Below are 13,525 nucleotides of genomic sequence, written 5' to 3'. Positions count from 1 at the left end.
GCCGAAAGCAAATGCGCCCCCCGGGGCATGCCCGGGGGGCGCACATGTGGAGCGCCCGCCGGCGGGCGGGGTTCAGTCGTCGAGGGGCGGCACGGCGCCGATCTGCGTCAGCACGCGAGGCGCGTCCATGTCGCCGGTTTCGGTGTCGACCAGCACGGCGTAGGCGGCCACGCCCGCGAACTTGGAGGCCATGGACTCCGCGATTCGCACTGCGCCGAATTCGCTGCTCGCGGCGCGTATTTCGCCCGGCGCGACGCCATGCGTGACGGCTCGGTAGGGAACGACGATGTACTTGAGGACTTGCGCGGGTTCGGACACGAAAGACTCCCGATGAGGTTTTCAGGCGGAGCGAAATGTATCACGTGTTACTGTGTTTTTGTACAGTATTTCCGGGGCGCGGCGCAAGATCGCGGGCGCCGCGGGAGCCCGAGGGTAGAATGGGCCGCGCCGGCCGCAGCCGCGGCGGGCGCGCCGCGATTTCCCTTCCGCCGCTTTCCCTTGCATGGCTGACCTCAAACTTCTCGAAGACCTGGTGGCGCTGGCGCAGACCGGCAGCTTCGTGCGCGCGGCGGAGTCGCGCCACGTGACGCATCCGGCCTTCGGCCGGCGCATCCGCGCGCTGGAAGCCTGGGCCGGCGCGCCGCTGGTGGAGCGCCACCGGACGCCCGTCACGCTCACGCCCGAGGGCGAGGCGCTGCTCAAGACCGCCACCCAGGTGGTGGAGCAGATGGGGCTGGTGCGCCACCGCATCCGCAGTTCCGGCGCGGGCGGCGAGGCGGTGCTGCGCATCGCCACGGGCCGCAGCCTGGCGCGCACGCTGGTGGCGGACTGGATCGCGCGGCTGCGCCACCGGGCGCCGAAGGTGCTGCACGAGGGCACGCAGGTGGAGATTTCCACCGGCATGATGAAAGACATGGCGGCGCGGCTGGAGCAGGGCAGGGTCGATCTGCTGTGCTGCTACGAGCATCCCGCGCTGTCGGTGCAGCTCACGCCGGGCCGCTACCGCTACATGACGCTGGGCACCGACAAGCTCGTGCCGGTCAGCCAGGCCGATGCGCGGGGCCGGCCGCGCTACGCGCTGCGCGAAGGCGGCGAGGCGGCCCCGCTCATCACCTATGCGGGCGGGCTGGCCATGGAGCGCATCGTCGGCGACCGCCTCGAGAACACGCCCTACGCGCTCAGTCCGTTCGTGCGCAGCGATTCGCTGGACGCCGCGCACGGCGCGGTGGCCAAGGGCCTGGGCGTGGCATGGCTGCCGTGGTCCATGGTGGCCGCCGATTGCCGCCGTGGCGTGCTGGCCGCCCTGGGCGGGCGCAGCGACGAGATCGCCTTCGAGGTCCGGCTGTACCGGCCGCGCGCCCGGCTGGCCGACCTGGCCGAGGCGGCATGGGACGCCACGGCGCGGCGCAAGACCTGAATCCGCCGCCCGCGCGCCGCGGCAGGGAAAACCCGCACCGTGGCGGTGCGTGGCATGGTGCGGTAAGCAATCCGCACGGAGATGTGCCGATTCAGCACGGAACGGCGGGACGCCGCGCCGCAGAATAGCTCCCGAAATCACGACAGAGACGGCGCCGCCGTCCGCCTCAGCACCCCAGGGAGAAAGAATGAAAACCGTTATGCATCCGCTGCGCGCCGCGCTCGCCGCGTTCTGTTTCGCGGCGGCCGCGGCCGTGGCGCCCGCCGCCCATGCGGCCGATTACCCCGACCACCCCATCTCGCTGGTGGTGGGCTACCCCGCCGGCGGCAGCGTGGACCTGACCGCCCGTCTGTTCGGCGAGGAGCTGGCCAAGCGCCTGGGCCAGAGCGTGGTCGTCGAGAACGTGGGCGGCGCGGGCGGCACCATCGGCGCGCAGCGCGTCGCGCGCGCGCCGGCCGACGGCTATACGCTGCTGTTGGGCTCGACCAACGAAATGGTCATTGCCCGCATGATCAACAATGCCGTCAAGTACGACCCCGCCAAGGATTTCACGGCGCTGGGCGTGATCGCCTCGCAGCCCATGCTGCTGGCGGCCAGCAAGAATTCGGGCGTGAAGACGGCCGCCGAATACCTGGAAAAGCTGCGCGCGGCCAAGCCCGGCAGTTTCAACTACGGTTCGTCCGGCGTGGGCACCACGCTGCACCTGGCCGGCGAGATGATCAACCAGTCCACCGGCACCCGCGCCGAGCACGTGCCGTACCGCGGCGTGTCGCCGCTGGTCACGGACCTGATGAGCGGCCAGCTGGACTTCGGCATGCTGGTGCTGTCCTCGGGCCTGCCGCAGGTGCGCGGCGACAAGATCGTGGCGCTGGGCGTCACCGAGAAGAAGCGCTCGCCGGTGGCGCCCGACCTGCCCGCCCTGGCCGAGACGCCGGGATTCGAAGCGGTGGACATCAACGTCTGGTTCGCGCTGTACGGCCCGGCCGGCCTGCCCGAGCCCGTGGCCGCCAGGCTGCGCGGCGCCCTGGTCGATATCCTGAAGTCCGAGCAGTTCCGGGCCAAGATGCAGGAGGCGGGCGGGGCGCTGTCGCAGCCCGGCATCGATCCCGTGGCGTTCCAGGCCGACGAGACGAAAAAATACGGCGCGCTGGTCAAGGCCGCCCGGATCGAGGCGCAATAGGGATTGCGCACTGGGCGGGCGCGGACCGGCGGTCCGCGCCCGCCGTCTTTTATGGATGCACTCATGGAATTCAAGCTTCCCGTTCCCGACCTGGGCGCGGAACGCGCCGGCAATACCGGCACGCCCGGCGTCTGGCATTTCGAGTCCGGCGCGCCGGGCCGCGCGCTCATGATCTCGGCGCTGGTGCATGGCAACGAGCTGTGCGGGGCCTGGGCCCTCAAGGAGCTGCTGGCCGCGGGCCTGCGCCCGCGCCGCGGCAGCCTTACGCTGGCGTTCTGCAACCTGGACGCGTTCGACCGTTTCGACCTCGCCCGCCACGACGCGTCGCGTTTCGTGGAAGAAGACATGAACCGGGTCTGGAGCGCCGGGCGGCTGGAAGACCCCGCCACCGCCGACCGCCGCCGGGCCGCGGCGTTGCGCCCATGGGTGGAGCGCGCCGACTGGCTGCTCGACCTGCATTCCATGCACGAACCCGGCGCGCCGCTGCTGCTCACCGGCCTGCTGCCGCGCAATATCGCGCTCGCGCGCCGGCTCGGCGCGCCGCAGCACGTGATCGTGGACGCCGGCCACAAGGACGGCGTGCGCATGCGCGACTATGCCCGGTTCGGCGATCCCGCGCAGGAAGACGCCTGCGCCCTGCTGATCGAATGCGGCTTCCATGGCGACCCGTCCTCGCGCGACGTGGCGCGCGACATGGCGGCGCGCATGCTGCGCGAATCCGGCGTCGTCGACGCCCAGGACCTGCCCGCCGGCTGGCTGCTGCCCGAACCGTCCGCCCAGCGCGTGCTCGAAGTCACCCACGCCATCGTCGCGCCTTCCATGGACGTGCGCTTCTCCCAGCCCTGGCAGGGCCTGGAAACGCTCGAACAGGCCGGCAGCGTCATCGGCTGGGCCGACGGCCAGCCCATCGTCACCCCCTACGACCGGTGCACCCTCATCATGCCCTCGCTGCGCCAGCTCAAACCCGGCGTAACCGTCGTCCGCCTGGCGCGCGACCACGCCGCATAAGCGCCGGCAGAAAGCAACAGGCGCGCCCAAGACGGAACGGGCGCCCCCAAACCGGAGCGCCGCGGATCCGGCTTGGCCGGTCCGCCATCGCGCCCTCTTCGAGGGGGAGGCGCCGCAGGCGCCTCGGGGATGGGCCTAGCGCTGCGGCGTATATTGCAGCTCGTCCAGCGTATAGCCCTGCGCCGTCGCGGCGGCCAGCGCCTTGTCGAGCTCTTCCTTGGGCATCTGCGGCGAGCGCGAGAGTATCCACAGGTACTTGCGGTCGGGCGTGCCCACCACCGCCCAGCGGTAGTCCGGGTCCAGCCCGATGATCCAGTAGTCGCCCTTGAAAGGCTTGAAGAACGAGATTTCCAGCTTGGCGTTGTTGCTGCCTTCGATGGCCGTGGCCGTGCCGGAGGTGGAGTCGATGTCTCCGTCCTTGGTGCGGCAGCGGTTGTTCACGCCCAGCGTGCCGTCCGGATGCACGGTGTACTCGGCCGTGGTGTCGCCGGCGCAGTCGCGCTGGAAGAACATGGGGAACTTGGCGATCTCGTACCACATGCCCGCATAGCGTTTCAGGTCCACCGACGCCACGGTCTGCACCGGGGGCGGCGCGGCATGGGTCTGCACGGTGATGGCGGCAGTCAACGCCAGCAGGAATGTTGCGATGCGGCGCATGGGATAAACCTCCTCGGGATGGCGGGCGGGCCGGCGCCGGTTGTTGCGCCGCCGGCCGAAACCCTAACGATACGCCTTTATTCGACGCGCCTTATTTGCTGCCCGGCGCCTTGAGCGCGGCATGGTAGCGCGCCACGTAGGTGTCGAAGTCTTCGGTGTCGCTCTGCTCGATGCGCCGCTGCTCTTGCAGCGAGGCCTGCGCGGCCTGCCGGTAGGCCGCGGCCACCTCGGGCGGCAGGGGCTGCGCGCGCAGCGTCTCGGCGTGCTTGCGGCTGAGCGCCAGGGAATATTCCAGGAAGCTTGCGCCCGAGTCCTTCAGTTCGGCCACCAGGCGCGCCGAGGGCGTGCTGCCGGGGTCGGCCAGCTTGCCGCGCTGCGCCTGCACGGCCTGCGCGTAGGCGTCGCCGCCCAGCGCCGCGTCATACAGCGCGGCATACGGCGCGATGCGGTCCAGCAGCTCTGCGCCCCATTGCGCCAGGCCGATGGGCTGGCCGTCGCGGTCCAGCATGAGGCCGGGCTTGCGGCCTTCCTTGACCACGGTGGCGAAGTTGTCCACGCTGCGCTGGCAATAGCCGCTGGCGGGGAAGAAGGGGCTGTCGGACGCGGCGCAGAACAGCAGGAAGGCGTCCATGAAGCGGGTGGTGGCCGCGTCGATGCCCACCGGCGAGTAAGGGTCGATGTCCAGGCAGCGCACTTCCACGTACTGCACGCCGCGCTCGGCCAGGGCGGTGATGGGGCGCTCGCAGCGGCCCGTGGTCCGCTTGGGCCGGATGCTGGAGTAGTACTCGTTTTCGATCTGCAGCACGTTGGTGTTGAGCTGGATCCACTCGCCGTTGCGGTGCGTGCCGATCTTCTGGTATTCGGGCCAGGGCTGGGTGACCGCGTCATAGAGCCGGCCCAGGAAGGTTTCCAGGTCGTTGTAGCAGAGCTTGAGCTGGGACTGCGCCTTGTTCTGGTAGCCCAGGTCGCTCATGCGCAGGCTGGTCGCGTGCGGCAGGTACAGCGTGCCGGCGTCCAGCGCCTGCAGCGGGTGGTCGTGGCCGCGCAGGAAGTCGCGCGCCAGGGCCGGCGCCGCGCCGAACAGGTACATCAGCAGCCAGGAGTAGCGCGTGAAATTGCGGATGAGGCCGATGTAGCCGCGCGAGCGGCGGTCCTGGGTGCTGCCGGGCGCCGTGTCCAGCATTTCCCAGATGTCGTCGGGCAGCGAGTAGTTGTAGTGCACTCCGGCGATGCACTGCATGGTCTTGCCGTAGCGCTCGGCCAGGCCGCGCCGGTAGACATGCTTGAGCATGCCGGTGTTGGAGGTGCCATACCAGGCGATGGGGATGTCGGCTTCGTCCGGCAGGGTGGCCGGCATGGACTGGTTCCAGATCAGCTCGCCGTCGAGCACGCTGTAGACGTGGCGGTGCGTGTCGGTGAGTTCGGCCAGCAGCGATCCGGCGTCGGCATGCGTGCCGGTAATGAGTTCCAGCAGCGACTCCGAATAGTCGGTGGTGACGTGTTCGTTGGTGAGGGCCGAGCCCAGGGCGGCGGGATGGGGCCTGCGCGACAGCTGGCCCCGTTCGTCGACGCGCAACCCTTCTTTCTCGATGCCCCGCAAGGTGCGGGCCAGGAGCGGCAGGTTGGCCTCGAGGCGCTTGAGTCGGTTGGCGGCGGTATCGGTCACTTTGGTTCTCGTTCGGGTATGTCGGCGGATTTTACGGGCTGCTGGCCGCTCGTGCCGAGGGAGCCAGCACGGCATGCAGGGGCAATCGGCCCCGGGCCGCCACCCGCTCCGCTGCCGCGCCGAGGGGGCGGCGCGCGGCGGAGCGGGAAATCGGCGACAATTTCCGCTGGTTTTCCAGACGAACGCCGGCCGGGGCAATGCGCCAATGGGGATTTCATCGCTGTTTCGTTTCGTTCTCAAGAGGGGCCGCGCGCTGGCCGCCATCGCCCTGGTGGGCCTGGCGGCGGCCTGTACGCCCAGCTACAACTGGCGCGAACTCGACGTGGCGGGCGGCCACGCGCGCGCCGCGTTTCCGGCCAAGGTGGAGTCCGAGACGCGCGACCTGGCGCTGGGCGGCGAGACGCTCAAATTCACCCTGGAAACCGCTTCCGTGGGCGAGGCTTTCTTTGCCGTGGGGTCGGCGCCGCTGCCGCCGGGCATCGCGGGCGACCCGGTCGCCCGGCGCGCGGCGGGCCTGGCGTTGATGCGGTCGCTGTACACCAACATGCAGGCCGTGCCGCCGCTGGAGTTTCCCGCCTACGGCGAAGACATCGAGGTGCGCGGCAAGGCCATGGGCAAGCCGGGCTGGCTGCGGGCCCGCGTCTGGGTGACCGACACCATGCTGATCGAGGCGGTGGCCGCGGGCACGGAAGAGAGCCTGCCCGAGGAGCGCGCCCGCGAGTTCCTGCGGTCCGTGGTCGTCAAGCCGTGAGCCCGTCCAGCAGGCCCCGGCGTATCGCCTCGGCCACGGCGGCGCGCCGCCCGCGCACGCTCAGCCTGTCGCAGGCATTGCGCAGGTGGAAATTGACGGTGCTTTCGCTGATGCCCAGAATGCGGGCGGTTTCCCAGCTGGTTTTTCCCGCCGCGGCCCAGTGCAGGCAGGCGGTCTGGCGTTCGGTGAGCGGTGTGGGGGGCATGGTGGGACGCGGCGCAGGCCGCCCGCTATGCTGCGATGCCGCCCATGCTCGGCGAACGCCCGCATCTGCGGCAAGCGTTCATGGCCAGCCGCATCGTTTTTGCCATCTTTGACGGAATAGCCGCATGCTGGCCATTTTTCAGTTCTATTTCTCGGCCATCGTGCTCATGCTGCCCCTGCTGTCCTGCGTGGGCATCGGCGCGTTCTGGGCCAGGCGCGACCTGCCGTTCGGCGGCAGCTTCATCACCACCCTGGTCACCTCGGTGACCACGCCCGCCCTGGTGTTCCACACCTTCGCCACCACCCGGCTCGACGATCGCGCCCTGGCTGGCGTGGCGGCCGCCACGCTGCTGGCGCTGGCCCTGTGCGCCGGCGCCAGCGCCTTGCTGCTGCGCGCGGCGAGGCTGCCCGCGCGCACCCTGCTGCCCACCGCCTTCCTGCCCAATGCCGGCAACCTGGGCCTGCCCATGTCGCAGCTGGCCTTCGGCGATGCCGGCATGTCGGTGGCGGTGGCGTTCTTTGCCGTGAACTCCTTCGTGATGCACACGCTTGCCGTGCGGCTGCTGCCGGGCGTGAACACTCGGGGCAGCTGGAAGAGCCCGGTGCTGCTGGCCTGCCTGGTGGCGGTGGGGCTGCGCGCCCTGCGCGTGCCCGTGCCGGACTGGGTCGTGGAGACGGCGCGCATGCTGGGCGCGGTGACGGTGCCGCTGATGCTGCTGAGCCTGGGCCACGCGCTGGCGCTGATCCCGTCCGGCGGGCTGCGCGACGGGGCGCGGGTGGCGGCGATCCGGCTGGGCACGGGCCTGCTGGCAGGGCTGCTGGTGGCCTGGATGCTGGACCTGGAGCCGGTGCTGGCGGGCGCGCTGACCCTGCAGATGGCCATGCCCTGCGCCGTGGTGAGCTATATGTACGCCCGCCGCTACACCGACTTGGGAGACACCGCCGCCAGCGCGGTGCTGGTGTCCACCGTGGTGTTCCTGGCCTTCGCGCCGCTGGCGCTGTGGTTCGCGCACGGCGCCTGAGGGCGGCCGTCCCGACCGGCGGCGCGCGGCCTTGGGGTTGACGCCTCCTAGCCGGCTCCCGCGAGCGCGCGTAGCTGCGCGAGCAGCGCGTCGGGCACGTCCAGGCCGTGCGCCAGGGCCTGTTCGCGCAGCTTGCGCCGGCGTTCGCCGGGCAGGCGCACGCCCTCGTCGGCCAGCATGGCCTCGACCAGTGTTTCCACCCGTTCCAGATAGGCTTCGTTGCCGGCCAGCGCGTCCGGGTCGATGGCCAGGAAGGCCTGGCCGAGTCTGGCGGGTCCGCCTTCGTCCACGAAGAACGATTCGTTCTCGAAGCCGAAGCGCGATCCGGTGAGCGCGCACACCAGCAATTCCACGATGAGGGCCAGCATGGCGCCTTTCACGCCGCCGGCCGGCAGCATGCTGCCGGCCAGGCCGGCCTTGGGATCGGTGGTGGGCCGGCCTTCGGCGTCCAGCGCCCAGCCCTCGGGAATGGGCTGGTTGTCGCGCGCGGCGATCATGAGTTTGCCGCGCGCGACCTGCGAAAGCGACAGGTCGATGAGCAAGGGGGCCTCGCCGCGGCGCGGAAACGCGGCGGCGATGGGATTGGTGCCGAATAGCGGGCGCTTGCCGCCCCAGGCCGGCATGGCGGCGGGAGAGTTGCTCATGGCCAGCGCCACCAGCCCCTGACCGGCCAGCTCTTCCAGGTGATAGGCGGCGGCGCCGAAATGGTGGCTGTTGGCCACCCCCGCGAAAGAGACGGCGTGCGCGCGGGCGCGCTCGGCCGCCTGCCGGACGGCCAGGGCGCAGGCGGGAAAGGCCAGCCCCGACCCGGCGTCGATGAGTACGGCGCCGCCGCGCTCGTGCACGATGCGCGGCTCGGCCGCGCCGATGGCGCGCCCGGTCCGCAAGTGCCCGGCGTAGAACGGCACGCGCGACAGGCCATGCGAGCTCAGCCCCTGGCTTTCGGCATGCACCAGGGCGCGCGCCGTGGCTTCGGCCATGGCGGGATTGGCGCCGGCGGCGGCCAGTCCGGCGGCGGCCAGCAATTGCAGTTCGTCCAGATAGATATGGGCCATACGCTTCCTGTCGGTGGGCGGCGGCCGTCAGGCGGCCTTGCCGGTGAGCGCCATTGTCACACCATTGGCCACCATCTCGGAAACCCGCGTGTTGGCCTCGGCCGTGAGGCCGGCGATGTGCGGCGTGAGAATCAGGCTGGCCGCCGAGGGCGTGTCGGCCAGTACGGCCGCCAGCGCGCCGCCGGCGGCCAGCGGCTCCTGGCCGAACACGTCCAGCGCGGCGCCGCGCAAGCGTCCCGCCCGCAGGGCCGCGGCCAGGGCGGCCTCGTCCACGATGCCGCCGCGCGCGGTATTGATGAGCACGGCGCCGGGGCGCATGAGGGCCAGGCGGCGCTCGTCCAGCAGATTGCGCGTGTCCGGCGTGAGCGGCACGTGCAGCGACACCACGTCCGCTTCGGCCAGCAGCGCGTCCAGCGCCGCGGGGCGGGCGCCCGTTTCCGCCCACGCGGGATGGCCCGGCGCCAGCGCGGCGTCGCAGCCCAGCACGCGCATGCCCAGCCCGCGCGCCAGCGTGGCCACCAGTTGTCCGATGCCGCCGAATCCCACCACTCCCAGCGTCCGCCCGTGCGCTTCCAGGCCGGCGGACAGGCTGGCCCGGGGCCAGTGCCCGCCGGCCACCGCGCCCGTGGCCCCGTACACGCCGCGCAGCAGCGCGAGCGTGGCCCCGATGACGTATTCCGCCACCGCCCGGGCATTGGCGCCGGTGGCGGGCATGACGCGGATGCCGCGCGCCGCGCAGCCGTCCAGGTCGATGTTGTCCAGCCCCACGCCCAGCCGCCCCACCGCCTTCAGGCGCGGCGCGGCGGCCAGCAACGCGGCGTCTACGCGGCTGCGGTTGCGGACGATGAGCGCGTCGGCCTCGCCCGCCGCCGCGAGCAAGGCGGCGCGCGACTCCGCCAGGCCGGGGTCGTAGCGCACCTCGAAGCGCTCGCGCAGCGCCTGGACGGCGGGTTCGTCCATGAACTCGGAAATCACGATCAGCATGGCGGCTCCGTTTCAGGCGACCTGGATGTTGGCTTCGCGGATGATCCTGGACCAGCGGTCCACCTCCGACTTCAGGTAGGCCGCGAACTCTCCGGGGCCGCGCGGCTGGGGCACGAAGCCGAGCTGGCGCAGCGACTGCTGCATGGCCGGCTGCCGGAGCTGCCGCACGATGGCGTCGCCGACCCGCTCGACAAGCTCCGGCGGCGTGCGCGCGGGCATCATCACGCCGGTGAAGTTCTCGACGATGAGATCGGGCAGCCCCGCCTGCGCCACGGTGGGCACGTCGGGCAGGTCGGCGCTGCGTTCGCGCGTGGTGATGGCCAGCGCGCGCAGCGCGCCGCTCTTCACGTGCGCCAGCGACTCGGGGTAGTTGGAGAACACCACGTCCAGGTGTCCGCCGATGAGATCGGTGAGCGAGGGCGCGCCGCCCTTGTACGGTACGTGCATGAGCTTGAGCCCGGTGAGCTTCTGGTAGAGCGCCAGGGTGAGGTGCGGCGGCGTGCCGTTGCCGCTGGAGCCGGCCGACAGCGACTTGGCCCTGGCGGCGCGCGCCAGGTCTTCCATGCTGCGGATGCCGCTCTTGGCATTGACCACCACCATGATGGGCGAAGACGCCAGGCCGGCCACGGGCGTCAGGTCGCGCAGCAGGTCGTAGCCGGCCTTGCCGGTGAAAAGCGTGGCGTTGGCCGCGTGCGAAAGCGTGATGGCCAGCCAGGTGTAGCCGTCCGGGGCGGCGTGCGAGACGTGGGCCGCCCCGATGTTCGCGCTGCCGCCGGGTTTGTTTTCGACCACCACGTTCCAGCGCTCGGCGTCGCCCAGCGCCTTGCCCACCTGGCGCGCGGCCACGTCGGTCAGGCCGCCGGGAGGAAAGGGCACCACATAATTGATGGGACGGTCCGGCCAGGCGCTTTTTTTCGCCAGCGCGCGCTGCCAGGGCGCCAGGGCGCAGGCGCCGGCCGCGCCCAGCGCGGCCAGCACGCGCCGCCGGGCGGACAGCGGGTGTTGCGGTTGTTCGTGACTCATTTCTCTTCCTCCTTGGGGGGCGCCCGGGTAGGAATGCATGCGCCCGTACCGCTGGGGCTCGCGCCCGGGTCTGGTGGTGGCGTGGCGGATGGCGGGCCGCGTGGCGCGGCCCGCGGGCTCAAGCGCTTTCGAAGATGCGCGTGAGCACGAACTCGCGGTGGCCCAGGGCCTCGGCCGCCGTCCAGCGGCCGTTGGCGGTGGCCAGCATGCAGGCCAGCAGCTTGTCGCCGGCCTGGTCCAGGTCGATTTCGCGCTGCAGCAGGCCGCTGGTGTCCACGTCGATGTGTTCCGACATGGTGCGCACCGTGCGCGGGTTGGCGCAGATCTTGATGACGGGCAGGATGGGATTGCCGATGACGTTGCCCTGGCCCGTGGGAAAGAAATGCACCGCATATCCCGAGGCCGCGCACAGTGTGACCATCTCGGCCGCGGCCGACGACGAATCCATGAACCACAGCCCCGGCCCGTCGGGCGTCTCGGCCTTGTCCAGCACGCCGTCGACGCGGCACTTCCTGCCGATTTTCTGGATGTTGCCCAGCGCCTTTTCCTCGATGGTGGTGAGGCCGCCGGCGATGTTGCCCTTGGTGGGCTGCGATTCGGAAAGATCGCTGGTCTTCCAGCGGTCGATCATGGCCTGGTAGCGGTTGAACATGAACATGAACCGCTCGCGCACGGCGTCATTGGCGCAGCGCTCGGCCACGATGTGCTCGCCGCCGGTGAGTTCCGAGGTTTCGCCGAACACCAGCGTGTTGCCCAGCGCGTAGAGCTTGTCGAAGGCGTTGCCCACCGTGGGGTTGGCGCCGCAGCCCGAGGTGGTGTCGGATTCGCCGCACTTGGTGGAGACCCAGAGTTCGGAAATCGGGCATTCGGTGCGCGAGAGCGCGGTGGCGTAGTGCACATATTCCTTGGCCTGCCGCGAGGCGCGCATGATGGTGTCGTGGTCGCCGTGCAGCTCGATGCTGAAGCCCGATACCGGCTTGCCGGTGGCGGCGATGCCGTCGACCACGCGCCGGGTCCAGCCTTCTTCGATGCCGATGACCACCACGGCGGCCACGTTGGGGTTGCAGCCCGTTCCGATGAGCGTGCGGAAATGCAGCTCCAGGTCTTCGCCGAACTGCAGCCGGCCGTAGGGGTGGGGCAGGGCGAGCGTGCCCTTGATGTTGTTGGCCACGGCTTCGGCCGCGGCGTTGGAGATATCGTCCACGGGCAGCACGATGACGTGGTTGCGCACGCCGACGCGGCCGTTGTCGCGGCGGTAGCCCTGGAAAGTGGTGGAGGCGTTGATGACGGACATGGGGATTCTTCCTTACGGGTGAGGGCTTACCAGCGCTTGGTCTTGATGTTGTGCACGTGGGCGTGCTCGCCCGCCTTGATGGGCGCGACCACGCGGCCGATGTCGGCCCCGTACTTGTAGACCGTGTCGCCCACGGCCATGTCCTTGAGCGCCACCTTGTGGCCGATGGGAATGTCCTGCGCGGCCCGCACGTGGATGATGCGGTCTTCGTCCATGATCCAGGCGTTGAGTTCGGTGCCCGCTGTCAGTCCTTCCACCACGGCGACCGCCACCGTGTCCTTGGCGTCATGCAATACGGCGTGAATCATTGTCTTGGTCTCCTCTTCCGGCGCGTCCGGGCGGACGCGCTGCCGTTGGTCAGGCCATCTTAGGTCGGGCGCATGGGCATGTCAACTAAATCATATAGATGAATTGTATGACTTGAGCGCGACTCGTCCGCGCCGCTACACTGTGCCTTCCCGAACATCGCGAAGCGTCTCAATGAACATCAGCCTTTCGTCGACGGTGCCTTTGGGCAGCCCCCTGTATCAGCAGGTCAAGCAGGCGGTGCTGGCCGCGCTGGCGCAGGGAGAATGGAAACAGGGCGAGGCCATCCCGCCGGAAAAGCAGCTTGCCGAGCGGTTCGGCGTGTCCATCGGCACGTTGCGCAAGGCCATCGACGAACTGGCCGCCGAGAACATCCTCGTGCGGCACCAGGGGCGCGGCACCTATGTGGCGGCGCATACGCGCAATCATCATTTCTTCAAGTTCTTCCGCATCCTGCGGCAAGACGGCAGCAAAGCCTATCCGTCGACCGAACTGCTGCGCTTCCGGCGCACGCGCGCCACGGCGCTGGCCCGCGAGAAGCTCAACCTTCCGGCCAGCGCCTATATGTTCGAGTTCACCAACCTGCTCACGCTCAACGGCGACGTGGTGCTGGTGGACGACATCTGCCTGCCCGAGACGCGCTTTCCGGGCATGACGGAAGCCCATCTGCGCGACCGCCCCAGCACGCTGTACGCGCTCTACCAGGACGTGTTCGGCGTGAACGTCATCGCCACCGACGAGCGGCTGCGCACCTGCCTTGCCGACCGCGCCCATGCCCGCTGGCTGGGCGTGGAGGAGGGCGGCGCGCTGCTGGAGATCCGCCGCGTGGCTTACTCCTACAACCGCCAGCCGGTCGAATGGCGCATTTCCCGCGTCAATACCGAGCGCTACGAGTACCTGGGCCACGAGCCCTGGGAAGCGGGCGGCGGAGCGCGGCCATGACGGAGCGGGCGGCCGG

General features: G+C 70.3%; 15 protein-coding genes. 6 read left to right on the top strand and 9 right to left on the bottom strand.

What is annotated here, in order from left to right:
- Window positions 1-72: 72 nt before the first annotated feature.
- Window positions 73-318: a hypothetical protein gene (locus NGJ44_RS00610; protein WP_251862800.1), complete on the bottom strand. Its 246-nt coding sequence runs from the start codon at window positions 316-318 to the stop codon at window positions 73-75.
- Between the two features lie 184 nt (window positions 319-502).
- On the opposite strand from NGJ44_RS00610, the gene NGJ44_RS00605 reads away from it, so the two are divergent.
- From NGJ44_RS00605 to NGJ44_RS00595, 3 genes are all read left to right on the top strand, one after another.
- A complete protein-coding gene (locus tag NGJ44_RS00605) occupies window positions 503-1,417 on the top strand; it encodes a LysR family transcriptional regulator (protein WP_251862799.1) in 915 nt (304 codons plus the stop codon).
- A gap of 187 nt (window positions 1,418-1,604) precedes the next feature.
- Window positions 1,605-2,597, top strand: a complete 993-nt coding sequence (locus tag NGJ44_RS00600; RefSeq protein ID WP_251862798.1) for a Bug family tripartite tricarboxylate transporter substrate binding protein — start codon at window positions 1,605-1,607, stop codon at window positions 2,595-2,597.
- Window positions 2,598-2,660: 63 nt separating this feature from the next.
- Window positions 2,661-3,605 carry a M14 family metallopeptidase gene (locus NGJ44_RS00595; protein WP_251862797.1) on the top strand — a complete coding sequence of 315 codons (945 nt, stop codon included), beginning with the start codon at window positions 2,661-2,663 and terminating at the stop codon, window positions 3,603-3,605.
- A gap of 135 nt (window positions 3,606-3,740) precedes the next feature.
- On the opposite strand, the gene NGJ44_RS00590 is transcribed toward NGJ44_RS00595, so the two are convergent.
- Both NGJ44_RS00590 and gshA read right to left on the bottom strand, forming a co-directional pair.
- Window positions 3,741-4,262: a lipocalin family protein gene (locus tag NGJ44_RS00590; RefSeq protein WP_053246221.1), complete on the bottom strand. Its 522-nt coding sequence runs from the start codon at window positions 4,260-4,262 to the stop codon at window positions 3,741-3,743.
- Window positions 4,263-4,353: 91 nt separating this feature from the next.
- On the bottom strand, window positions 4,354-5,928 hold the full coding sequence (gshA, locus tag NGJ44_RS00585; RefSeq protein WP_251862796.1) for a glutamate--cysteine ligase: 1,575 nt from the start codon (window positions 5,926-5,928) through the stop codon (window positions 4,354-4,356).
- Window positions 5,929-6,133: 205 nt separating this feature from the next.
- Between gshA and NGJ44_RS00580 the strand changes: the two genes are divergently transcribed.
- Entirely contained in the window at window positions 6,134-6,679 is a 546-nt protein-coding gene (locus tag NGJ44_RS00580) for a hypothetical protein (RefSeq protein ID WP_251862795.1), read from the top strand.
- On the opposite strand, the gene NGJ44_RS00575 is transcribed toward NGJ44_RS00580, so the two are convergent.
- Window positions 6,669-6,884 (bottom strand): helix-turn-helix domain-containing protein, encoded by a 216-nt coding sequence (locus NGJ44_RS00575; protein WP_053246222.1) that lies wholly within the window; start codon window positions 6,882-6,884, stop codon window positions 6,669-6,671. The two genes, NGJ44_RS00580 and NGJ44_RS00575, sit on opposite strands and share 11 nt — an antisense overlap.
- 124 nt (window positions 6,885-7,008) lie before the next feature.
- Here NGJ44_RS00575 and NGJ44_RS00570 point away from each other — a divergent pair, with 124 nt between their 5' ends.
- Window positions 7,009-7,905 carry an AEC family transporter gene (locus NGJ44_RS00570; protein ID WP_251862794.1) on the top strand — a complete coding sequence of 299 codons (897 nt, stop codon included), beginning with the start codon at window positions 7,009-7,011 and terminating at the stop codon, window positions 7,903-7,905.
- Between the two features lie 47 nt (window positions 7,906-7,952).
- On the opposite strand, the gene NGJ44_RS00565 is transcribed toward NGJ44_RS00570, so the two are convergent.
- The 5 genes from NGJ44_RS00565 to NGJ44_RS00545 form a co-directional block, all read right to left on the bottom strand.
- Complete coding sequence (locus NGJ44_RS00565; RefSeq protein WP_251862793.1) at window positions 7,953-8,960, bottom strand: Ldh family oxidoreductase; 1,008 nt, start codon at window positions 8,958-8,960, stop codon at window positions 7,953-7,955.
- Between the two features lie 27 nt (window positions 8,961-8,987).
- Window positions 8,988-9,944, bottom strand: a complete 957-nt coding sequence (locus NGJ44_RS00560) for an NAD(P)-dependent oxidoreductase (RefSeq protein WP_251862792.1) — start codon at window positions 9,942-9,944, stop codon at window positions 8,988-8,990.
- Between the two features lie 12 nt (window positions 9,945-9,956).
- On the bottom strand, window positions 9,957-10,967 hold the full coding sequence (locus tag NGJ44_RS00555) for a Bug family tripartite tricarboxylate transporter substrate binding protein (RefSeq protein WP_251862791.1): 1,011 nt from the start codon (window positions 10,965-10,967) through the stop codon (window positions 9,957-9,959).
- A 118-nt stretch (window positions 10,968-11,085) separates the two neighbouring features.
- Window positions 11,086-12,261, bottom strand: a complete 1,176-nt coding sequence (locus tag NGJ44_RS00550; RefSeq protein ID WP_251862790.1) for a UxaA family hydrolase — start codon at window positions 12,259-12,261, stop codon at window positions 11,086-11,088.
- A gap of 26 nt (window positions 12,262-12,287) precedes the next feature.
- On the bottom strand, window positions 12,288-12,569 hold the full coding sequence (locus NGJ44_RS00545; protein WP_053245768.1) for a UxaA family hydrolase: 282 nt from the start codon (window positions 12,567-12,569) through the stop codon (window positions 12,288-12,290).
- A gap of 172 nt (window positions 12,570-12,741) precedes the next feature.
- Here NGJ44_RS00545 and NGJ44_RS00540 point away from each other — a divergent pair, with 172 nt between their 5' ends.
- On the top strand, window positions 12,742-13,509 hold the full coding sequence (locus NGJ44_RS00540; RefSeq protein ID WP_251862789.1) for a GntR family transcriptional regulator: 768 nt from the start codon (window positions 12,742-12,744) through the stop codon (window positions 13,507-13,509).
- The last annotated feature ends 16 nt before the right edge of the window (window positions 13,510-13,525 follow it).

This window comes from Achromobacter sp. Marseille-Q4962 (genome assembly GCF_943737005.1).
GTDB lineage: Bacteria > Pseudomonadota > Gammaproteobacteria > Burkholderiales > Burkholderiaceae_B > Achromobacter.
This window is presented reverse-complemented; position numbering and strand designations above follow the sequence as displayed.